Origin of the sequence: Collinsella aerofaciens (assembly GCF_039758965.1) — a bacterium.
In the GTDB taxonomy this organism is placed as follows: domain Bacteria; phylum Actinomycetota; class Coriobacteriia; order Coriobacteriales; family Coriobacteriaceae; genus Collinsella; species Collinsella aerofaciens_BR.
The window spans coordinates 41,022-63,826 of sequence record NZ_JBDMSL010000016.1 but is presented as its reverse complement, the minus strand read 5'-3'; the positions used below and the strand labels follow the sequence as shown (position 1 = coordinate 63,826).

Genomic DNA, 22,805 nt, shown 5'->3' with positions numbered 1-22,805 from the left:
CCTCTCGGCGGCCTTGCGAAAAACAAATCCAAGTTAGACCATTTCAAATGGTTCGATGTCTGCCCGGATGCGACACATCTGGTGTGTCCATCCTCGCAGTATCCGGTTCTCAAGGTGCACGCCTGCGCTGGTTCCCGGTTCCACCGGGCCGCGCGGCAAGGAGATATATTGCCAGACCGGAGGGGCCCCGGGGGCGGGAATCTGGCACTCCATATTTTGTTCACAAATGAATATGTCCCTCAGTCGCGTCCCTGAGGTTATAACTGAAGCATTGGCTTCTGATATTGGCGATGACCAGCTGGTTTATAGGTGTTAAGGCATCGGTCATCTCTGGAGCGCCACTTTACTCCAAAAGCATCAGCTATTTGTTTCCCGTCGGTAAAAGGCAGGTTTTGTTCGCCAAGCGTTCTTATATATAGATAGATACGGGTTCGAACCCGTGCACCGGCAACAAAAAAGACGGCCAACCGAAGTTGACCGTCTCAACAATCTTTGGGTGGGCCGTCAGGGGTTCAGCCTGCTTCGCAGGCGGCCGCTGCGGCGCTTTCGCGCCTTGCGCGCTGCGCTGGCAAACGCTCATGCGTTTCCTCAGCTCCGCGCCCTTTCGGGTTCGAACCCGTGCCGCGGTAACAAAAAAGCGGCCGGCATCCGCCAGTCGCTTTTCTATTCTATGGTGGGCCGTCAGGGGTTCGAACCCTGGACCTTGGGATTAAAAGTCCCCTGCTCTGCCAGCTGAGCTAACGGCCCGCGGGTGGCATTGTACCACGGTCTGGGACTATTCCCAACTCCATTGGCCGTTCTGGAAAATCACAACTTCACGTCCATCAGGCGTAATGCCCGTAATATCGATGTCGTCCGTGCCGATCATAAAATCGACGTGCGCGCTCGAGACGTTAACACCATGCTCCAGGAGCTCCTCCTTGGACATGTCGTACCCACCCTCGATGCATTCGGGGAAACCGACACCTAGCGCGAGATGGCAGCTAGCGTTCTCGTCATAGAGCGTATCGTAGAACAGAACACCACTTTCGCGGATCGGCGTGTTCTTGGAAATGAGCGCGACTTCTCCCAGGTGAGCAGCGCCCTCGTCCGTATCGATGATACTTGCAAGCGTTGCCTTGCCCACGCGGGCGTCGTAGTCCACCACGCGGCCGCCCTCGAACTTAATCCAAAAATCGTCGACCTTATTGCCGTGGTGGATGAGCGGCATGGCCGAGTACACGATACCGTCGGCGCGCATGCGATCGGGCGAAGTGAAGACTTCCTCGGTGGGAATGTTGGGGAAGAAGGGGTGCCCATCGGGCGTCTTGCCCTTGCCGCCGGCCCACTCGTGACCCTTCGTCATGCCAATCATCAGATCGGTTCCATTTGCCGCGGTGTAATGCAGGCAGTCGAAACGATTGTCGTTCAGGAAACGCAGGTTCTTTTCGAATGCGGCGTCATGGAGCTCCCAGTCGCTCTCTGGGTCCTGGCCATCGGCGCGAGCGGTGTGCAGAATCGCATTCCACAGCTTATAGATTGCAACCTCGTCGGCGTCTCCCGGGAACACCTCGCGCGCCCAAGCCACGACCGGAGCGCCGGCGATGCACCACGGATTGATGTTGTAATCCAGTCCACGGCGGAAAACTTTGCACTGCGTGTTCTTTGCCTTAGAAGCTGCAGCGGGCTTAGCGGGATCGATGCCCTTAAGGGCGGCGGGGTCCGCACCCTCGATAAAGATAAAGCAGGCACCGTCCTGGGCCAGGGAATCCAGCTGCAGGCGCTTCCACTCGGGCGTCTGCTCAAAATAGCTTTTCTCGACATGCTCGTACGTGAGCCTCGTCACGGCATCATCGGCCCAGATGACCGTCACGTGGCCGGCGCCGGCAGCATAGGCCTCCGCGACCACCACGCGCGCAAACGGCGCGCACTCAACCGGAGACTGAACGACGACTTCCTGGCCGGGCTTAACGTTTACGCCCTTGCGGACAACCAGGCGCGCATAGTTTTTAATCTTGGGCTCCAGGGACTTCATACCCTCCAGGGCCTCTTCGACCGTCAGGGCAGCTCGAATCATGTGCCACTCCATCTATCTATAGAACAGTAAAAAGGCGCGCCGCAAAAACGACGCGCCTTATATCTTAGCGATAAGTATGTATGCAAACGCTACTCCTTCTTGGAGTCCTTCTTGTCCTCCTCGGCAGCTGCGCGCTCGATAAGAGCGTTGAGCTTGTTCTCGGACATGCCCTCGGCCTGCGCGCGGTACATGTTGCGCAAGGGACGAATACGAGCGAAGTCGTAGATAAAGTCACCTAGGATGATGACATAGGACAAAACGATGCCGACCATCTGGACAGGGCTGGACACCATGCCAGCGGGAGCGAAGTACAGCGAGGCCCAAATTGCCACGACGAGCACCATGCCAATGGCGAGCACAATCCACCAGATGCGACGGCGCTTGGTGTAGTCCTCGTCCTGCTTGAGGAGGATATTCGACACCGTATAGATGCGGTCCTCCTTGGCGCGCTGCTTAGCCTTGCGGGCGCGCTTCTCCTCTTTAGAGAGGCCCTCGAGGTTCTCGCCCTTCTCGAGCTCTTTGCGGCGTGCCTTAGACGAAGCCGGCACGACGCGAACGGAGCTCGCTGCTTGGCGGGCGGGCTTAGCAGATGCGGCAGACTTGCGCGCAACCCCGGTAACTTCGTGGGATTGCGTGCGCTTGTTCGTGGCGCTACGGGTACTCACTTATGCGTTCTCCTTCATGCTTGTGAACTGGGAGCCCGTGATGATCTGGAAGGCCTCGCGATAGCGCTCGGACGTGCCATCGATGACCTCGGCGGGCAGGTGCGGGGTCTCCCCCGTCATATCCCAGTTGGCCTTGAGCCAATTGCGGACGAATTGTTTGTCGTAGCTAGGCTGGATCTTGCCCTCCTCGTAGCTGGCAGCAGGCCAGAAACGGCTGGAGTCGGGCGTGAGGCACTCGTCGATCAGCGTGACCTTGCCATCAATAACACCAAACTCGAACTTGGTGTCGGCAATGATGATGCCACGGGTCGCGGCGTACTCGGCAGCGGCCTTGTAGATCTTGAGGGAAAGGTCACGAATCTGCGTGGCGATGTCCTCGCCCACGATCTCGCAGCAACGCTCGAACGAAATGTTCTCGTCGTGGTCGCCGATCTCGGCCTTCGTGGACGGCGTGAACAGCGGTTCGGGAAGCTTGGAGGCCTCGGTCAGGCCCTCAGGCAGCTGGATGCCGCAGACGGTGCCGTTCTCGTCGTAGGTCTTCTTGCCCGAACCGGTCAGATAGCCGCGGACGATGCACTCGATAGGAATCGTCTGGGCCTTCTTAACCAGCATGGCGCGGCCAGCGAGGTAGTCACGATACTCAGCAAACTCCTCGGGGAAATCCGCCGGGTCGATGGAAACGAGATGGTTGGGGACGATGTCGGCAAACTTATCGAACCAGAATGCCGAGATGCGATTGAGCACCTCTCCCTTAAACGGAATCTCGTCGGGAAGAACGAAGTCGAACGCAGAAATGCGGTCGGTGGCGACCATCAGCAGGTTTTCACCGGCATCGTAAATATCACGAACCTTGCCACGGGAATCCGGACGACGCTCCATCGTTGTCACGTGAGTCACTCCTTACCTAAATACGACAGAAATGCGGGTTCTTTCCCGCATGTTTTCGCAAACTCGGAGCGGCAGGGACGCGGCCCCTCCTTCACCGAATAGCGAAAAGCTAGTGCTCCATTGTAGTAGATGCCGCGTCCGCCGTGTGCTCGCGGGGCAGATGAATTGTAAAAGTCGTACCCTTTCCAAGCTCCGACTCCACGGATATGTAGCCATGGTGACGCTCGACGATCTGCTTGGTCACGGCGAGGCCGACGCCCAGGCCGCCAGCTTCGCGGGCGCGGCTGGCATCGGCGCGCCAAAATCGTCCGAAGATACGCGACAGATCGTCCTTGGCAATACCGATACCGGTATCAGAAACGGCAATGCTGACGTGCTTGCGGTCACTGAGCACCGACACCACGACCCAACCGCCCTCGGGGGTGTAGCGCATGGCGTTGCTCATGAGGTTGATAACACATTGCGTGATCATGTCGGGATCGGCCTCGACGACATCGTCGTGACCCTGGGTCTCGTCCGCAAAACGCAGGCGCAGATCGCGGTCGACAAACAGGCGCTCCTGGGCATTGACGATAGAACGCACGAAAGGAACCATGTCCACCGGCTCAAGGTTGAGCGGAGCCGCGCTGTTTTCCATGCGCGACAGGTCGAGCATCTGCTGCACCAGACGAGCCAAGCGACGCGTCTCGGAAGCAACGGTCTCCAAATGCTCATCGTCGGTGGGATACACGCCATCCTGCATGGCCTCGACCGTTGCGAGCATGGCCATAAGCGGCGTGCGAAGCTCGTGTGCAACGTCTGAGGTCAGGCGCTTCTCGTGTTTCATATCCTTCTCGAGCGAAGTGGCCATCTCATCGAAGGTCTCACCCAGCTGATCGATCTCGTCATCACCGCGCAGTCCCGTGCGAGCCGACAGGTCGCCGTCACGGATTTGCTTTGCGGTACTGGTGATGCGATGAATCGGCTTGGTGAGCATGCGCGACACGAGCGATCCGATAACGACCGAAATGCAGATTGCAACAACCGCGGCGAGGGCCATGGCGTTAAAGGTCTTCTCCCTAAACGCAGAGTCCGCCTTGGTGAGCAGAGCGTCGGAGCCGATGGCCCACAGCTTTACCTGACCGACATGCTCGCCGGAAGACGTTACAATCTCGACGTCAGCAACGCTATCGGAGTCGGTTGGAGCAGACGAAACCGGGCTATGCGATGCCCTCTTGCCGCTCGTGTCGTCGGTCGTAGCCTGGTTTTCGCGTACATCGGCGGTGGCGCTTGCCGAGGGCCAGGAATCGTCATAAACGATCACGCCCTTTTTATTGACGACCTGCATGCCCAGATCGTCGGAAACCAAACTCGACGTTGCGACCGTGCGCAGTTCTCCCGCGGTCCAAGAGCCGTTTTCCTCATATGAGGTTGCCAACTTCTCGGCAGCGGAATTTGCGATTTCGACGATATTGGAGCGTGTGTAATCCGAAAAGACCGTGCCCCACACAACAGAGACAACGCCCACCAGCACCAATACCGTCATGAGCGATGTCAGAGCAAAAGCAAGTGCCATGCGCGAGGGATAGCTCATCGTTGGCCGTGAATCGGAACGAGGCGTGTTCCAACTAGCCTTGGAACCCGCCTCGCTCTCCTGCTTGTGCTTTTGTCCGATTTCAAAGCGCGCAGGTGTCATATGTGATTTCCCTATTTCTCGTCCGACTTATCGGTCTTGGCCGGAGCCTCGAAGCGATAGCCGACACCATGGACGGTGTAGAGCCACTTGGGCTTCTTGGGATCATCGCCCAGCTTGGCGCGAAGATTCTTCACGTGGCTATCGATGGTGCGCTCATAGCCCTCAAAGTCATACCCGAGCACTTTCTCGACCAGCTCCATGCGGTTATACACACGGCCGGGATGGCGGGCAAGCGTGGTGAGCAGCTTGAACTCGGAAGCCGTCAGGTCGACTTCCTTGCCCTCGACCAAGATCTTGTGGCCCGAGATATCGATGACCAGATCGCCGAAGTCGAGTACCTCGACGGCGGGCTCGTCGGCCTGATGGGCACGGCGGAACAGAGCGCGAACGCGGGCGACGAGCTCGCGCGGCGAGAACGGCTTAATCAGATAGTCGTCGGCGCCGAGCTCAAGACCGATAATACGGTCCTCGATCTCACCCTTGGCAGTCAGCATGATGATGGGAACATCCGAAGTATCGCGAATGGTGCGGCAAACGCGCTCGCCGGGGATCTTGGGGAGCATAAGGTCGAGCACGACCAGGTCGAACTGATGCTTCTCGAACTCCTCGATCGCGGACTGGCCGTCGCCGACGCCCACAACCCAGTAGCCTTCGCGCTCGAGATAGGCAGCGACGGCGTCACGGATTGCCTTCTCATCCTCGACCAGCAGAATCTTTTTTGCATCTGAAGCCATAACACGGCCCCCCTGTCTCAATTAGCTAAGAACAAGCCCATTTTAACGCACCTGAGCCCGCCGGATGCCGCTATGACGCGGCAGCTCGGCGGGCGGTACTCACAATTACAACGCGTTTATTCCCCTGTTGGCGCCTTTTTAACCCCTCTAAGCTTAAAGAGAGAATAGGCGTGCAGTGACCGTCTCGGGTATACCCTGGCTGTTGCGTACCGTGGCGTACGTAAGAAATGAGTCCGACTTTCCCGCCGTAGCTGGATAATCGCCATACTCTAAAGCGCGGTCGGGCGACAGCAGCGAGCCATAGGTCTTGGCAGAGGTGTCGATCAGGAAATGCGACGCCTGTACCTTAACAAGGTATTTATTCTTCTTGCCAGCCGCACATGCGAGCGGCTCGCGGGACAGGAAGAGATACGGCCCTCCCTCATTACCGATATACGTGCCCATGTTGCCCAGGCTGCCCACGCCACTATAGGTCGCCTCGATAGAAAACACGAAGGTATCGCCCATGTATACGGCCTCGAAAGGCGAGACTGACGAGGGAAGAACTAGCTGGGCACGTTTGGTGTTGTTGCCGTCGGTCAGATCGATTGCCGTTATGCCGTAGTAGACGCCTTCGTCGTTGCGGACACGCGGCGAGATGGTCAAAATGCCGTCGCACGCGCGCGGGGCCGATGCAAAGCGGCCCGTCGATTTCCAAATTACCCCGGCCTTGGATTCATCAAGCGAGCGACGATAGCAAAACGAATCGCTACTCGTTTTATTGCCGCCTGCCGAAGGCATTTTATACCAGATGACCGATGACCCGAACGCCGTAAACAGGGGCGGATCATAGTCCTTGCCACCTCGATCGAGCTCAACCACGTCGCCAGAGAGCGAAGCGCCCGACAGATTTTGAGCGTAGAGCTTCCACGATGAATTGGCAAAGTTCATCTCAACCCACGCGAATACGCCGTCACCGGCACGGACATCGTAGAATGCATATCCCGTGCCCTCGATAGGATCCTCGATTAATGTGGTAAGCGAGCCATCGCCCAGGTTGAGCACACCGAGTGTGTTGGCGTGCAGTGCCGATGCGGGCGCCATCATCGCCGCGGCGTAATCGCCGTCGCAGTAGTACAGCAGCGTACCCAGAGGCAGCGTCCATGACGCCGCCGGCTCAAGATCGATGTCGACTGCCTCGTACTCATCCGTAATCGAGATGATTTTGGAATCATCCTTGATAACCTGCGGCTCGCCGGCGGCATCATCGCTGGTGCCCGTTTTTTTCGAGCATCCGGCAAGCACCGTGGCAGCGCCCGCGGCAGCCCCACCGAGTACAAAGCCGCGACGCGATATTCCGTTCTTGATGTGATCGGCGATACCCATTAGGCGATCTCGGTGCGAGCGGCCTCGATAGCGCGTGTAAGCTGGTCGGCGCAGGAGGTCTTTTTCATACCGCAGGTATTACCGGCGAGAACCTCGATTACGCGATCGGCAGGAGCGCCCTCGACCAGCTTGGAGATAGCCTTGAGATTGCCGTCGCAGCCGCCGGTAAACTCAACGCCCATCACCTTGTTGCCGTCATCGGAAAGATCAAGGTGAATATTGCGAGCACACACGCCCTGAGGCTTGTAATCAAACGAAATCATGCGATCCCCTCTCAGAATGTTATTCGAGACGACTATTATCCCCGTCTTTCCCTAAATGCAACGAGGCGCTTTGCCGGCAACACACATTACCAGCAAAGCGCCCTAAAAAGCTAACGTTATGCCCGAACCTACTCGAAGCTCAGCTGCTCCAGGCGATCGAAGACCGTGTCGATACGGGTGAGGAAGTCCCACGGATCAAAGATCTCGTCGAGTTTCTCCTGGCTGACGGTGCAGCGCGGATCGGCCTCGAGACGCTCCTTAAAGGTAGGGCCGGAGACACAATCCTGTACCTCGTGCCAGGTTGCCATGGCGTTCTCCTGCACAATGGCGTACGCGTCCTCGCGGGTGATGCCCGTGTCGACGAGGGCGAGCAGGACCTTGGAGGAGAAGATGAGGCCGCGTGTCTTGTTGAGGTTGGCCATCATGCGAGCGGGATACAGCTGCAGGCCGTCGATAACGCGGATGAGGCACTGGAACATGTGGTCGAGGGCGATGAAGCTGTCGGCCTGGGCGACGCGCTCGGCAGAGGAGTGCGAAATGTCACGCTCGTGCCACAGGGCGACGTTGTCGAAGGCAACCTGCGCGTTGGCCTTCACGACGCGCGACAGGCCGCAGACCTTCTCCATGGTGATGGGGTTGCGCTTGTGCGGCATGGCGGAGCTGCCCTTTTGACCCTTACGGAACGGTTCCTCGGCCTCGAGTGTATCGGTCTTCTGCAGATTGCGAACCTCGGTAGCGATGCGCTCACAGGTGGCCGCGGCGGTGGCGAGAACGCCGGCGAGGTAGGCGTGATGATCGCGGCTAATAACCTGCGTGGACAGCGGGTCGTGAACCAGGCCCAGGTGCTCGCAGACATATTCCTCGACAAACGGCTCGATGGAGCTGTACGTGCCGACAGCGCCCGAGATGGCACCAAAGGCAACGTTCTTGCGGGCATCCTCAAGACGGTCCAGATCGCGCTTGAGCTCCCAGGCCCAAGAGCCAAACTTCATGCCAAAGGTCATCGGCTCGGCATGGATGCCATGAGTGCGGCCGGCGCAGAGCGTGTTGCGCTCCTCGAAGGCGCGACGCTTGCAAATCTCGCCGAGCTTCTTGACGTCCTCGATGATCAGGTCGCAGGCCTGGGTGAGCTGGTAGCACAGGGCCGTGTCGCCCAGATCCGAGCTGGTCATGCCATAGTGAACCCAGCGGCTGGGCTTGGGGTCGCCCTCGGGAACATCGGCATCGATGTATTCCTTCATGTTGGTCAGGAAGGCAATGACGTCGTGGCGCGTGACTTCCTCGATCTCATCGACCTTCGCCTTCTCAAAGTTGGCATGGTCGCGGATCCACTGGGCCTCGTCTTTGGAAATACCGATCTTGCCGAGCTCCGCCTGGGCCTCGCAGGCCAGAACCTCGATTTCCTGCCAAATGGCGTACTTGTTCTCGAGGGAGAAGATGTGTCCCATCTCCGGGCGGGTATAGCGATCGATCATAGCGGCTCCTTTTTGGTTATTGGCACGTTGGTCGTAACCCAACCATTGTACCGTGCGCAGGTGCAAGTATGGGCAGCAGGCATTAACCTAACATTTTGGAATTGGAGCGAGCATGGGGACGTCCGCGCATTTGCTTCGCAAATACGCACCGGCTGCGGTCGGCAGACCCGGTCCGCGCACACGCACGGGCACAGCGGGTTGGACCCGACGTTCCCGAGGTCCCCCGTACTCGATGGAGCGGGCAACGGGACATCCGCGTATTTGCTTCGCAAATACGCACCGGCTTCAGGCGCCTGTCGGCGCCTTCGCCTGCTCGCTACAAACGCTTCGCGTTTGCTTAACGCTCGCACCCTGGCGGGTTCGAGTCCCGGCGCTTGGTAGTAAAAAGCACGGCAACGTAACGCTGCCGTGCTTGTGCTTTTTACTGGAGCGGGCAACGGGACTCGAACCCGCGAGTGTCAGCTTGGGAAGCTGATGCCTTACCACTTGGCGATGCCCGCTTGTGTGTTGGCTAGTATAACGCGGTTATCTTGTTCGATACAAGGGTGGTGATGCTTGTTTTAGCTGTGGAGATTCGTTTGAAAATCGCGTCAATTGTGGAGATGAGGACCTTTGTCTTTCTTTTCTTACCATCTTCTACCTGCACTTTTATCTGATTGTTGTATTTGAGCTCGATTTGTCAGAAATCGGGCAAGCTTTTGGTCAGGCTCCGGTACTTACCCGCATGAACCTCGGGGGTAGCCTCATCCTACGCGTCGCAACCTCCCCATGCGGCGCACGAGGGATAAGGAGCAGCCATGTCCAACGCACCCACGCACTCTGTCCACAGCGCAATCGCAACAGGTCCGCTGCTCCTGCTCCTCTTCCTGCTTTTCGGCTGCCTGACACCGGGAGCCGCATTTGCCGTCGATGGCTACGATCAGCTCGGCTTCCGCACTATTAGCGATGATTGTGGGCCCTTCTTTATCGGCAAGTATGAAGCTCAAGACGCCTCAATTGCCTACTGCATGAACCAGGAGCGCCCCGGCCCCACCAAACCGGGCGGCCCATGGCTCAACTTTGATCAAGGCTGGGTGTGGCTCGACGACGAGTTCGCGGCAATCGTTTGTCACGGATATCCCACCACCACGTCGTTTGGCGGTTACCATCTTTCACCCGATCGCGCCCGCGCCGCCACCCAGCTTGCCGTATGGATGCTCAACGGCACTACCCATGTCGACGGCACCTACTCCTACACGACCGCTCAGGGTAAAACCAAGAGCGGACACTTTACCGCCGACAATGAAGTCGTGGCGGCTGCGCGGTGGCTCCACGACAGCGCAAAATCAGGAAGCATCAAAGCCGCTCCGCACCGCGCGCGGCGCTATCTAGGAGCCGTATCGGGCGGCAGCAAACGTCAGGACATGCTCTATGTACTGCCGGCGGTCTCTGTTTCCTTCCAAAAGCAGTCTGCAAACGCTGCCATTACCAGCGGAAACAATACTTATCAGTTTGCCGGGGCAACATTCGATGTTTTTGAGAGCGCCAGCGACGCACGTGTTGGCACCATCCAGATGGACAGCAACGGTCGGGCGCAAGCAACACTTCTGCCCAACACAGCATACTACCTAGTTGAAACGAAGGCGCCGGCCGGCTATGTCCCCCGCCACGATCGCATCGCCTTTACCACGGGGAATGATGGTGGACAGGTCGCCATTGATGAACAGCCCGGCACCATCAACCTGCGTATCGTAAAACTCGATACCGCGACGAATGCCGGCCCCCAGGTAGGCTCTTCACTCGCAGGAGCAGAGTTCACGTGTGTGTCGCAATCAACCCCTGGATGGGCGCAAATCCTCACGACCGACGAAAGCGGTCAGGCCACCCTCGCCGATGTCCCCTTAGGAACCTTTACCATCTACGAATCAAAAGCCCCCGAGGGCTACCTGCCATCCAACGACAGCTGGACCTATACCGTTGGAGCCGACCAGCTCGGCGATTCAGGCGTGGTCGAGATCGAATCTCGCATTTCCGATATCTCCATTGCGTTTGACCTTGAGATTTCCAAATTCAAGGATTACGGCAATAGCGACCAATCCGGCCTGGAGCAACCGGCGGGTGGTGTTGTCTTTGAGGTTGTCAGCAACAGTTCTCAGCAGGTTGTTGGCACACTGACCACAAACATCTATGGCTTTGCCTCCACCAAAGATCAGCCCGAAGCATGGTTCGGCACAGGCAAGCGACCCGCCGGTGTCCACGGAGCTGTCCCATACGACCGTGCCGGCTACACGATTCGCGAGGTTCCGGAAACCGTCCCCGAGGGTTTTAAACGTGCAGGGGAATGGACCGTCGGGGCCAATCAGATTTCCAACGGCGCCGAGCTTCAATATATCGTGGACAACCACGCACTGTCGACGCATCTCCAGATTGTAAAACGCGATGCCCAAACAGGCGCTTCTGTTCCACTAGCCGGATTCACCTTCCAACTCCTAGACAGCAATCACGAACCTGTCTCACAAACTTGCTGGTATCCAGCACATAACGTAATGGACACCTTTACGACTGACGCGACCGGGACCGTCACACTGCCCGAATCGCTCGTGCCGGGCACCTATTATGTACGCGAAACCTCGGCCAAAGAGCCCTATCTTGTCGGCGAAGAGATCGAGGTAAACATACCCGCCGACATGAACCTAACGCCCGTTGCAGTCGCCTCGTATTATGACCACGCCGCGACCGGAAACATCAGGATCGTTAAAACCGATGCCATAGACGGCAGCAGCCTCGCGGGCGCCGTCTTTGAGATCCGCGCCTCGGGTGATATCGTGCGCCCCGACGGTAGCATTGCCGCGCTCGACGGTGAGACTGTCACGACCGTCACGACGGATGAAACTGGAGAAGCACGCGCGGACAACCTCCCACTGGGATCTGGCACCGCACGCTACGAGGTTGTCGAGACTCAAGCGCCGGCAGGCTTCTTGCTCGATCAGACAACCCATATTGTTGCCCTTACTTATGCCGACCAGAAAACACCCGTTGTAGAAGCACGGCTTAACGTATCCGACGATTACACCAAGGTTGATATCTCCAAGGTCGATGCAAGCGGTGAGCAAGAAGTGGAAGGCGCACAGCTCACCTTATATGGTCCCGATAAAACCGAAATAGACTCCTGGACCTCATCCGACAAGCCGCATCGCGTCGAACATCTTGCACCCGGCACCTACTCGTTGCGCGAAATGATGTCTCCGCGGACCTATGACCTTGCCGAGGAGATAACGTTTGAAATAAAGGATACGGGAGAAGTCCAAACCGTCGCGATGAAGGATGCGCCCATCGAGATCAAGGGGCAGGTCGACAAGCGTCAGGAACTTGTCCAACCTATCGAAAAGGGCCTGTTGGCTAACGGCGATGGTAAAAACCGCGCCACGACGCAAACCAATAGTGATGGGCTTTTCTCCTATACCATCGATGCTCGAAACGATTCCGCTACTTGGGTTGATGAGTTTACGATTACCGATGATCTTGAGTGCGCCAAAGACGGCACAGCGAGATTCATCTCAATCGAAACCCCCGTCGCCATCGGCGACCTCAACGGTCTGTGCAACGTATGGTATCGCACGACGCCGTTGGACTCGACAGACGTCGATGAGCCGGCAAACGCGACACTTGACGATGGGCACGAAAATCCTTGGCTTGAGTCCGACGAAGTAAAAGAGAGCCTTGGTGAGGACTGTCGCCTCGTCGATTACGACGGCTGGCGCCTCTGGAAGGCGGATGTCTCGACCACGGAATCCACCACACTCGAGGCGGAAGAGCTCGACCTTGCATCCAATACCGTCGTAACGGGCATTCGAATTGAATACGGTGCGGTAGCCGCCGACTTTACGACTCGAAGCGATGCGGATTCTTGGACCCGCGATGATCTCAAAGATGAACACGACGACCTTGACGATGCCAAAGCAATCCTTGGCACAGACGCTCGGGGCGCAGTCGTACATATGCAGGCAACGTCGGCTTATACGCCCCAAACCGCACTCACCAACAGCGCGCGCGTCGATCTTTGCCGCAACGGTGGCGGCGATAAACTTGAGTCACATGACGAGGACAGCGTCATTCAACGCTGTACCCTACCGCAGGACCTACCGGCAACAGGATCAGTTCCCATCGCCGCTTGCATCACCGCGCTCCTGACCTCGGGTGCCGCAGCCCTATGGTTCGCTCGCCTTAGGTCGATCCCAAAGAAGCGCTAGCGCGATGAAAAAGCGGGCGAGCCAGTCCCCTGGCTCACCCGCTTTCAATCATGTAAATCGCCGTATCTACTCTGCAGACGAAGATCCACCATCAACGATTGCCTGCTCGGACTCAGGAATCCCATCGGCACCCGTACTCTGTTCTTGCTCCACCTCTTCGCTGATTGCGGAGGCGGGGGTCGAGCCCTTCGCACCCACGATGTAGGCGGCCCCAAATCCTAACGCAATGGCAATCAAGGTCAAAATCACGTAGACAGGCCAATGGCGCTTAATATACGAAAACACGTTGACTCCTTAGAGCTCCGCCTACGAACGGCGGATAACCTCGGTAACGACCTCGGATACCGTGGCAATGTTCGTCGGGTTGACATTGTGGGGCAGGTCGTCCTCGGTACGAGCGCAAGCCAGACGTGTGCCGTCCACACCGGCGATGGTGAGGGCTCGGCGGCTCGCCTCGAGCGCGGCGTAGGCATCGGTCTTGGCATAGGGCATCTCGAGCGCGCCACAATCGACATGGAACGACTTGCAGACCTTGCTGACCAGGTTCATGATGCGGCGATCGCCCTTGAGCAGCTGCTGTTCGCCCTCGACCGTCACAACCGAAAGCCTACCGGCGCCGACGGATTCAAGATTGATAAAGAATACGCCGCGGAGCTTATCGCGATGCGAAGCCAAGAAGGCCTTCATGCCGGCGCCATCACAATCCGAGGCGCCCGTTGCCACAAACCAGATATCGTGACCGAGCAGCTCATCATCGCCCATAGAGGCGACAGCCGAGAGCATATCTTCGGAAGAAGCGCCATCGGAAGACGTAGCGCCACCCTTCCAGCCATCGTTATCGTCCTCGAAGTTATCCCACGAACCGATACCGCGACCGGACTTCTTGGCATCGTAATCGTCTTCGACGCCCAGCCAGTCACTCATGCTGTCCTGCTCGTTTTTCTTTTTACGACCGAACAGGCCACCCAGGCCGCGCTTACGAGACTTGGGTGCCGCCGGGGCGGGAGCCGAAATGGTCTCGATCGGCTGCGCGCCCGACGCAACGGGCACAGGAGGCGCAACGGGTGCCGATGTGGGTTCGGGACCTTGGGCGGTAGCAAAGGGGTCGTTGACCTGGGCAGAGGGATCGGGAAGGTCGAACAGCGACGTGCGAGACGCAACGTTTGCCTGCTTCATAGACGGCAGCGACGGATCGGGGACCGAAGCCAGCGGAGACGAGGAAGGTGCAGGCGACGGTGCCGACGCCGGATCGGGAACATTCATCTGCGGACGCGGCGATGCCTGGGAGGAAATCTGGGCCATAAGGGAATCGACCGTTTCGTCCTGGGTGGGAGCGACATTGGCAACCGTGGCACCGGAACCACTCGGGGTCGGCATGGTGAAAATCTGCGTGGAATAAGGCCTCGACTCATCTGTCTCGGGAGTCTCGGAAACCGCAGGCACTTCCTCCTGCTCGGCCTCGGTCGAATCACCTTGATCGGCTGCCACGTATTGCTCTTCGTCAGAGTTGGCCTCGACGGGCTCGTCCTCGGTGGCATCTTGGATTTCGGCAGCATCAATAGGCTCGTCATCGTCCACCGCGTCGCCCTGCTCATCGGAAACAGGAAGGGGCTCGGCAATCGCGGTGCCTTGCTTTTCAAACGTTATCGTGGAATCGAACTTCGCGGCATCAAACGACATGGTGCTATCGACGTGCTGCTGAGCCTCGAAAGACGTCGTCGCCTCAACAACATCCGCGGACGTCGGTTGCTGGGCCTCGAAAGACGTTGTAGCTTCGGCGGCGTCGACGGGCACGGACTGCATAGCCTCGTTCTGCTCGAACTCTTGCGCCGCGAGCTCACGTGCCGCCTCGGCTGCCTGCCGCTGAGCGATAGCCTCCTGCTCGGCAGCCTCGCGTGCGGCAGCGCGCTTCTCCTCGAAATCGTCGACAAATTTCTTGCCCTTTGCAAGTGCACCCTTAAAGAAGTTGGAAGCGCTGGCGCCAATCGACGAGAACGCGGATGCAATATCGGCATGGGGCGTTGCCGCGGGAATCTCGGCCGAGAAATCAGTATCGCTCTCGTAAGACACGCGCCTCGGCTGTTCAACGTAATCGTCGTCAGACTCGTCCGCAACGTCTTGCGCCGGCGCGGCGGGAGCCAAAATGTCCAGTCCTGCCGCAGGATCGATCGCGGACACCGCCTCGGACTCGGCAACGGCAGCGGTAACCGCGGCAGACTCATCATCCACGGTGACAACGGGGGCAGGCTCGGGCTCAAACGTCGGCTCCTCGCCCTCCTCGTAATCGAGCGTGCAGGACTCGGGAAGCATTCCGAGCGCACGGATGGCATCCGAACCAAAGCGGATGTTGCCGGCGGCGTTGCGATAGAGCTTGGGCTCGGCCGCGGCAGGCTCCTCCGCCGACTCGGCAGCGGAAACCTCGTCATTGAACTCTTCAGCCTGGACAGCCTGATTCTGATCCTCGGGCACGATGGCGCCAATCAGCGTCTCGTCGGCAGACGCACCCTCAAAGCCCTCGATCTGCTCGTCGAAAGCCTCACCCTGTTCGGGCTCGGTCTGAGTGTCGGGAGCAATCGGCTGACCGAACTCGTCCTCGGCGTAGGTAGGCTCTTCGTACTCGATGGTGTTGCCGTAGTCGTTTTGCTGCTGGGCCGCGGCATACTCCGCCGCTGCACGCGCCATTTCCTCGGCACGACGCTTTTGCTCCCCAAAATAGGTATCGAACGGAACATCGTCGGGAAACTCGTTTTCGCCCTGGAAGGGAGCAACGTTATCCATAACGCCGAGCATAGCGGCGACAGAAGACTTGTTGCACACCGCGCCGGACGTATAGGGAAGAATGTGGCGGTTAGAGATGATGTTTGCCGCGTTGGCAAGCGCAACGAGGGAAGCGAGGATCGCGACAATCCACAGCAGAACCTTAAGCGCGCCGGGGAGCGGCAGGATGCGCAGGATGGCAACGGCAGCGGGGGCAACCGTGGCAACGGGCAACAGCTTGGCGATGAGCGCACGATACGAAGCATAGGGCTCGCGGGCGAGCAGCTCAGCACGGGGAGAGTCGTAGTGTGCGACAACGACCACCGGGCGGTTGCGCGGAGACGCGAGCGGGCCCGAGGCCTTGTGGTAGGCGATGACATTTTGGCTCACGCCCGTCTTGCCCAGGCGCGAAACCACGGGATGCCCTGTGCGCTCGAGCACGTAGAGCACGGCACCGACAATGGCCAGCAAGGTGCCGACCAAGCCGATACCGCCGCCGATGCCCATCAGCAGGGCGCCGGCAAACGCAAGAATACCGGTAACGGCAAATGCCAACCTACTGGGCGCCGGGGCATTGAACTCCTGAACCTCGGGGTCAAAGCCGTGGTTGCGGAAGATCTGAGCGATATCCTCGGCAGCCAAGCGCTCTTCTTCGCTGCATGCCGGCGTAATGCCGGTGTTCTGCAGCAGGTGGTTAATATAGTTCTGGGTGTTCGCCATGTGCGCTCCACATCCATAATCCGACAAATAGGCCCAATGCATGCACATTAGAACCGTATATAGTCGAAAGTATACCCCGAGCGAGCGCAAACGACCGAATTCGGGCCATCTTAACGCCCCGAGCGGACAAGGATATAGCCTAATCTCCATATCGGACTAAAATCATGGCAGCAAACCACCTTCTCATGCGAGGACTCTATGACGGCAAGCGACACGACCGAGACAATTAAAAAGGGAAATTCGGAGCCCAGTTTCGATAAAACGGCTCAGCGCATCCTCAATCTTTTCTTTGTGCTCAATAGCTCCCCCGAACCGCTGACGACCGAGCAGATCGTCTTGGATTCTGACCTGGGATATGGCTCGCGCAATATCGACTCGGATAAGCGCAAGTTTCGACGCGATCGTGACAAGCTGCTCGAACGCGGCATCTTAATCAAGGAGGTTCGCCCCACCGGCGCGCAGGAGACCGAGGAAAGCTCGTGGACAATCGACCGCGAGCACACGTTTGCGGCAGGCGGCCTCATTACCGCAGACGACGCCGATATCCTGCTCAACGCCATCGACCAGACACTAGCGGCCGGCTCATCCACTTTTGCCGCACCGCTTGCCGATATTCGCTCCAAGATTGCCTATCTCACCGGCAGGACGACGGTAGACGAGGCGCCGATCAGCCGCTCTCCCACCGTCGATGCGGTTTGGAGCGCCTTTGCCGAGCGTTGTGCGCTGCGATTTTTATATCAGAACGGACGCGGCGAGCAGAAAGAGCGTACCGTCCGCGTCTACGGCATGTTCGAGCGCGAGGGCGTGGCGTATTTCTGCGGCCTCGACAATGCCACCGACGACATCAGGACATTCCGCTGTGACCGTATCGTTCGCGCTTGGCGTCCTTCGAAGGCCTACGCCATCCCTGCGGACTTCAATCTCAACGACTATCTGTTCTTTGAATTCGATTTTGCCGACCGACCGCCCGTTGCAGCTACGTTCTCGTTCGCCCCTCAGACGCAGATCGATATGATCAACGGCCTCACGCGTGGGCGAGGTGAGCTCGCACACACCGATGCAGGATGGACCTGGACCGTTGACGTGCGCGACCTTGAAGCCGCCGCCTCATTTTGCATGGCCCACGCCATGGACGGCATGAGGCCCATGGCCCCCAAATCGCTCAAGCAGGCGTGGAACCACCTCATCGAAAGGACGGTGCACGAGTATGCCCGTGCGTAAACTCACCAGCGAGCAGAGACTCTCGCGCGCCATCGACATCATGGAGGCCCTCTACGCCGCCGGCGAGAGCGGCATGACACGAACCGAGATTTGCAGTCGCTTTGGCATCACGGGGGTGTCGCTCGACGAGATTCTCGAGATCGTCTCGACGCTCGCGGACCGAGAATCGGGCGCGCGTATCATCTGCGAATGCCGCGGCGAGCGTGTGGTCCTCACCGGTGACGCCGGGCGTGTGCTACCGCTGCGCCTGAGTGCCGCCGAGGGCGCTGTGCTCAACCATGAACTTGAATCGTTGGGGATCGAGCCGCAGACGGCAGCTCGGATTCGACATGCCCTTCTACCCGAAGAGCTCGGCTATAACCAGCGCGTCCTTGACACCGTCAACCACGGGTCGCACTGGCAGCAGCTGAGCTGCGCCATTCAGGACGGCGTTCGCTGCCGCATCTCGTATCGCTCGATGGACGATGCACGGCCACGCGAGCGTCTGGTCGACCCCTTGCGCATTACGGCAAACGGCGACCAAACATACCTGATTGCCTGGGACATCGCGGTCAATGAGCAGCGCACCTATCGCATGGATAAAATCGAGGGACTCGCCTTGACGGAAGACTCCGTCGTGCCTCACGCACCGGACGTCGCATCCCTCCACGATTCCCTTGCCCGGACGCAGCGTAGTGCAAAGCTCTTGATGCCATTCGATATGGCGGAGCATCTGGACTGGGCCGGCATCACCCTAATCGAGCGCAGCGGAGCAGACATGGCAACGGTAACTGTGCATTACGGCTCCGAGCGTTGGCTACTGAGCCAGATAATTGCAGCGGGCGGAGCCATCCACATCTTGGATGACCCCGCCCTGTCAAAGCGTCTGTGCGATATGGCAAAAACCCTCGTCTGTCCGCTTTAGCGCCGCCGCTCGTGGCGTGCGCGCCACAGTTGCAGATAGTGCCCGATCTGCGCCGATTCGATGCGCTGGTAGGAGCTCGTGGGCAGCGACGTTAAGAACTTCTTTCCGTAGCCCTTCGTCACCAGGCGCGGGTCGGCCAGAATCAGCACGCCGCAATCGGTCGACGAGCGGATAAGGCGGCCGGCCGCCTGCTTGACCTCGAGCACCGCCTCGGGCAGCGAATAGCGCGCCCAAGCGCGGTCTTCGCGCAGGTTGCGCTCGCACGAGAGCGGGTCCGTAGGGCTCGAGAACGGCAGTTTGGGAATGATGACGCAGCGCAGCGTCTCGCCGCTGGCGTCGAATCCCTCCCAAAAGGCCTTAAGAGCAAAAAGCGACGAGGTCGGCTCGTTGATAAACCGGTCGCGCAGGCGACGAGGAGATGAGTTGCGCTGCTGGCAGTTGAGCTCCAGACCCGCACGGGCCAGCTTGGGCTCAACGCGGGCGTACAGGTCTTCCATGTCGCGCCGATTGGTAAACAGTGTGAGCACCGATCCGCCCATGGCAAGATGGGCGTCGACCAGCACGCGCTCGAGCGCCGTAAGATAGCTTTCACGATCGCGCGGATCGGGTATATCGCCCGCAACGACTACAGCCATGTTCGAATCAAAGTCGTAGCTCGAGTCCAAGTGCAGCGATGAGGATGTCGAAGCACCGATGCGATCGAGGCCGACCGCGTGGTTAAAGTGTTCAAAGCTTTTGGACACCGTCATGGTCGCCGAGGCAAAGATAGCCGTGTGAACCTCGGGCAGCCACTCGGTTGCCAAGGCCTCGCCAATGTCGATGCGCTCTGCGGTCATTGACTCTCCGCCGGCACGCAACCTGCGATTGACCTGCAGCGAATACACGTAGTGTTCATCGGTGCCGTCGATGATGAGTTTGAGGTTCTCGGCCAGCTCGTGCAGGCGGCGCGAGATATCACCCAGGTCGACAACAACCTCGGGCTTGTCGGCGGCGACGGCTTGCACCAGCGCGTCGACGCTCTTGTCAGCTTGTTCCAATGCGTCGATGGCAGCGTAGGCCGACTGTAAGAAATCATTCCAGTCGTCAGATTCGCGCAACTCGGGGCCAATCCATAGATTGGCATTGTCATAACCCCCACGGGCACGGCGGCCGAGCTCGCGAACGCCATCGAACACGTCGGCGATTGCCATGCTCGCGCGCGCAACCGTCGACGTCGCCTTGGCAGTAAGGCCCAGATAGAGCGTAGAGCCCTCGGAGGTTGCCAAATCACGGGAAACCTGGCTTAGCGCGCCGGTGCTCGAGCCACCCAGGCGCTCAAACAGAACGCGTGATTCGTCCGCCGACACCACGCGCGCCCACTGACGGCGCGCCTCGCGCTCGATGGAATGGGCCTCGTCGATTACCCAATGACGAATCGGAGGCAAAATCCTGCCCTCGGCCGCAACATTGCGGAACAGCAGGGAATGGTTGGTAACCACCACGTCGGCATGCGCCGCACGACGGCGAGCGCCGTGGACCAAGCATTTTTCAGGGAAAAACGGGCAGAGGCGACGAGCACACTCGCGCGAGGCCGTCGTAAAGTCGGGGCGGTTGACGCTGCGCCACCGAATGCCGAGCGAGTCGAGGTCGCCATCGGCTGATTGGCAGACGTACGCCATAATGACCGCGACCGCCGTGAGCGTGTCCGCCGGATCGCACTTGGTGGTAATCTCGACCTGGCCGCGGCTCATGCGCTCAAGCTTGCGCAGGCACGGATAGTGGTCATAGCCCTTGAGAGCGCAAAATGACAGGCCACCGTCCAGTTGCTCGGCAAGTTTTGGCAGCTCATGGTACATGAGCTGGTCGGCAAGATTGTTCGATTTGGTCGCAATACCAACCGTGATGTTGTTACGGCGTGCTGCCTCGGCAAAAGGCACCAGATAGGCCATCGATTTGCCGACGCCCGTGCCCGCCTCAATTACACGATGAGTGCCCGTGACCAGCGCATCGCGGACCTCGAGCGCCATCGCGATCTGCTCATCACGCGGCTCGTAGGTGGGATACATGCGATTGACCAGGCCACCTGGCGCATAGTCTGCCTCAATCTCCTCACGACTCGGCATCTTGAGTACCGGCAGTTCGTCGGCGTCCACCCGATCGTCGGCGCGATCGGCCTTGAGAACGTCAGCACGAGCGGCGCTGAGAGAGAAGATAGAACCAGGGTTCTGCCCCGCCAAGAATGAGAAGATTGGACGATAGGACCAAGGCACGTCCGGATGCATGTCGGCTAGGCGCGCCATGAGGCCCTGGGGCAAGTCGGTGAGTGCCACGAGCAACACGCGCCATACGCCACACAGGGCGTCGACGTCGGCATTGGCACGGTGTGATACCGAGTCACAGCCAAACAGATCGGCCATAAAAGACAGCTTGTGCGAGGCCAGGCGCGGAAGCGCGATGCGCGACAGCGCCAGCGAATCGATCCAAATATCGCTCACGTTGACGCCGCCTTTGACCGACTCGATAAACGAGCGGTCGAACGTGGCGTTATGTGCGATTACCGGGCAACCACCGACAAAATCGGCGAGAGCGGCGACGGCCTCAACGGCCGACGGGGCATCTGCCACATCGGCATTTGTAATGCTCGTGAGCTCGGTAATCTCGGCGGGAATCAGCTGCTTGGGATGCACGAAGGTATCGAAGCGGTCGACGATCTCGCGGCCCGAAAGACGGGCCGCCGAGATCTCGATCAGCTCGTTGTCCTGCACCGAAAGACCTGTGGTCTCGGTATCGAGGACAATTACATCTTCCTCGATAAGGCCGAAGGACTGCGTTTTGGCGCGTTCGGCAAGCGTGGCATAGGAGTCGATGACAAACTGCGGAGTTCCTGACGAAACCGCGTCCTCGATTAGCATGCAATGCCCGCTCGACGAAGGCCCATACGGATCAGGCTGTCACAGACCTGCGGGAACGTCATGTCGTCGGTGTGGCGAATCTCATCCGGATACAGCGACGTATCGGTCATGCCGGGAATGGTATTGGTCTCGAGGATGACGGGGCCGTCCTCACTCACAATAAAGTCGCTGCGCGAGATACCCAGGCAACCGAGGGCCTTGTGAGCAGCGCAGGCAAGCTCCTGAGCGCGAATGTAATTCTCGGGTGAAATCTGCGCCGGAATGCGATGGATGTCCGTAGGGTCGACATACTTCACGTCCAGATCGTAGAACTCGCAGTCCTTGGGCTTACGAATCTCGACAATCGGCAGAGCGCGCACGTCGTCCTCGCCGTACACGCCGACGGTGATCTCGGTACCCTCGATGCACTTCTCGACCAGCACTTTGTCGCCGTACTCAAACGCCTTGGCGATTGCCGCGGGCAGCTCGGAGGGCTCATGGACCAGGGAAATGCCATAGCTGGAACCGTTGACGGCCGGCTTCACAAAGCAGCGCTCGCCACAAACCTCGACGATATGATCGATATCGACTTCATCGCCCACCTCGAGCGCGAGGCCGGGGGCAATGGGGATGCCCGCCTTGGCGTACAAGAGCTTAGAGACCTCCTTGTCGGCACCGCAGGCGCTGGCAAGCACGCCCGAGGCCGTGTAGGGGACACCCAGGGTCTCCATGGCGCCCTGCATGGCACCATCCTCGCCGCCGGCACCGTGCATGGCGATAAACGCCACGTCAAAGCCGCCGGTCGCCATGGTTACCATAAAATCATCGGCAGCCGTGTCGAGCAGCTCCACCGAAGTGTAGCCGGCCTCCTTCAAGGCCACCACGACGTTCTTTCCCGAATTGAGCGAGATCTCGCGCTCGGCGGAATGACCGCCCGCCAAGACCGCTACGTGCATGTTCTCTAGGCTTTTACCCGGCATGGG

Annotated in this window: 15 protein-coding genes and 2 tRNA genes; 3 read left to right on the top strand and 14 right to left on the bottom strand. The window is 59.0% G+C overall.

Features of this window, described 5'->3' with window-relative positions; all coding sequences use genetic code 11:
- Positions 1-671: 671 nt before the first annotated feature.
- The 10 genes from ABHU32_RS06625 to ABHU32_RS06580 form a co-directional block, all read right to left on the bottom strand.
- Positions 672-747, bottom strand: a tRNA-Lys gene (locus ABHU32_RS06625).
- Positions 748-775: 28 nt separating this feature from the next.
- The gene (locus ABHU32_RS06620; RefSeq protein ID WP_346979440.1) at positions 776-2,056 is read right to left on the bottom strand and encodes an aminopeptidase; all 1,281 of its coding nucleotides are present in this window, start codon (positions 2,054-2,056) and stop codon (positions 776-778) included.
- A gap of 89 nt (positions 2,057-2,145) precedes the next feature.
- Positions 2,146-2,721 carry an ABC-2 transporter permease gene (locus ABHU32_RS06615; RefSeq protein ID WP_346979439.1) on the bottom strand — a complete coding sequence of 192 codons (576 nt, stop codon included), beginning with the start codon at positions 2,719-2,721 and terminating at the stop codon, positions 2,146-2,148.
- Positions 2,722-3,600: a phosphoribosylaminoimidazolesuccinocarboxamide synthase gene (locus ABHU32_RS06610; RefSeq protein ID WP_346979442.1), complete on the bottom strand. Its 879-nt coding sequence runs from the start codon at positions 3,598-3,600 to the stop codon at positions 2,722-2,724.
- 118 nt (positions 3,601-3,718) lie between these two features.
- Positions 3,719-5,284 (bottom strand): sensor histidine kinase, encoded by a 1,566-nt coding sequence (locus tag ABHU32_RS06605; RefSeq protein WP_346979438.1) that lies wholly within the window; start codon positions 5,282-5,284, stop codon positions 3,719-3,721.
- Between the two features lie 11 nt (positions 5,285-5,295).
- Positions 5,296-6,018 carry a response regulator transcription factor gene (locus ABHU32_RS06600; protein ID WP_006236208.1) on the bottom strand — a complete coding sequence of 241 codons (723 nt, stop codon included), beginning with the start codon at positions 6,016-6,018 and terminating at the stop codon, positions 5,296-5,298.
- Positions 6,019-6,171: 153 nt separating this feature from the next.
- Positions 6,172-7,383, bottom strand: coding sequence for a hypothetical protein (locus ABHU32_RS06595; RefSeq protein ID WP_346979437.1), 1,212 nt, complete (start codon positions 7,381-7,383; stop codon positions 6,172-6,174).
- Positions 7,383-7,646, bottom strand: a complete 264-nt coding sequence (locus ABHU32_RS06590; protein WP_006236206.1) for a TIGR03905 family TSCPD domain-containing protein — start codon at positions 7,644-7,646, stop codon at positions 7,383-7,385. Before ABHU32_RS06590 ends, ABHU32_RS06595 begins: the two co-directional genes overlap by 1 nt.
- Positions 7,647-7,774: 128 nt before the next feature.
- Entirely contained in the window at positions 7,775-9,121 is a 1,347-nt protein-coding gene (gene purB / locus ABHU32_RS06585) for an adenylosuccinate lyase (RefSeq protein WP_035136489.1), read from the bottom strand.
- 425 nt (positions 9,122-9,546) lie between these two features.
- A tRNA-Gly gene (locus ABHU32_RS06580) sits at positions 9,547-9,621 on the bottom strand.
- A 297-nt stretch (positions 9,622-9,918) separates the two neighbouring features.
- Between ABHU32_RS06580 and ABHU32_RS06575 the strand changes: the two genes are divergently transcribed.
- Positions 9,919-13,350 (top strand): SpaA isopeptide-forming pilin-related protein, encoded by a 3,432-nt coding sequence (locus tag ABHU32_RS06575; protein ID WP_346979436.1) that lies wholly within the window; start codon positions 9,919-9,921, stop codon positions 13,348-13,350.
- A gap of 66 nt (positions 13,351-13,416) precedes the next feature.
- Here ABHU32_RS06575 and ABHU32_RS06570 read toward each other — a convergent pair whose 3' ends face one another.
- On the bottom strand, positions 13,417-13,635 hold the full coding sequence (locus tag ABHU32_RS06570; protein WP_022094153.1) for a hypothetical protein: 219 nt from the start codon (positions 13,633-13,635) through the stop codon (positions 13,417-13,419).
- A 21-nt stretch (positions 13,636-13,656) separates the two neighbouring features.
- Entirely contained in the window at positions 13,657-16,827 is a 3,171-nt protein-coding gene (locus ABHU32_RS06565) for a hypothetical protein (RefSeq protein ID WP_346979435.1), read from the bottom strand.
- Between the two features lie 198 nt (positions 16,828-17,025).
- Between ABHU32_RS06565 and ABHU32_RS06560 the strand changes: the two genes are divergently transcribed.
- Both ABHU32_RS06560 and ABHU32_RS06555 read left to right on the top strand, forming a co-directional pair.
- On the top strand, positions 17,026-18,048 hold the full coding sequence (locus tag ABHU32_RS06560) for a helix-turn-helix transcriptional regulator (protein WP_346979434.1): 1,023 nt from the start codon (positions 17,026-17,028) through the stop codon (positions 18,046-18,048).
- The gene (locus tag ABHU32_RS06555) at positions 18,035-18,952 is read left to right on the top strand and encodes a helix-turn-helix transcriptional regulator (protein ID WP_346979433.1); all 918 of its coding nucleotides are present in this window, start codon (positions 18,035-18,037) and stop codon (positions 18,950-18,952) included. The genes ABHU32_RS06560 and ABHU32_RS06555 overlap by 14 nt, the downstream gene beginning before the upstream one ends.
- On the opposite strand, the gene ABHU32_RS06550 is transcribed toward ABHU32_RS06555, so the two are convergent.
- Positions 18,949-21,843, bottom strand: a complete 2,895-nt coding sequence (locus ABHU32_RS06550) for a helicase C-terminal domain-containing protein (RefSeq protein ID WP_346979432.1) — start codon at positions 21,841-21,843, stop codon at positions 18,949-18,951. The two genes, ABHU32_RS06555 and ABHU32_RS06550, sit on opposite strands and share 4 nt — an antisense overlap.
- Positions 21,837-22,802 carry a D-alanine--D-alanine ligase family protein gene (locus ABHU32_RS06545; RefSeq protein ID WP_346979431.1) on the bottom strand — a complete coding sequence of 322 codons (966 nt, stop codon included), beginning with the start codon at positions 22,800-22,802 and terminating at the stop codon, positions 21,837-21,839. Before ABHU32_RS06545 ends, ABHU32_RS06550 begins: the two co-directional genes overlap by 7 nt.
- Positions 22,803-22,805 lie beyond the last annotated feature (3 nt).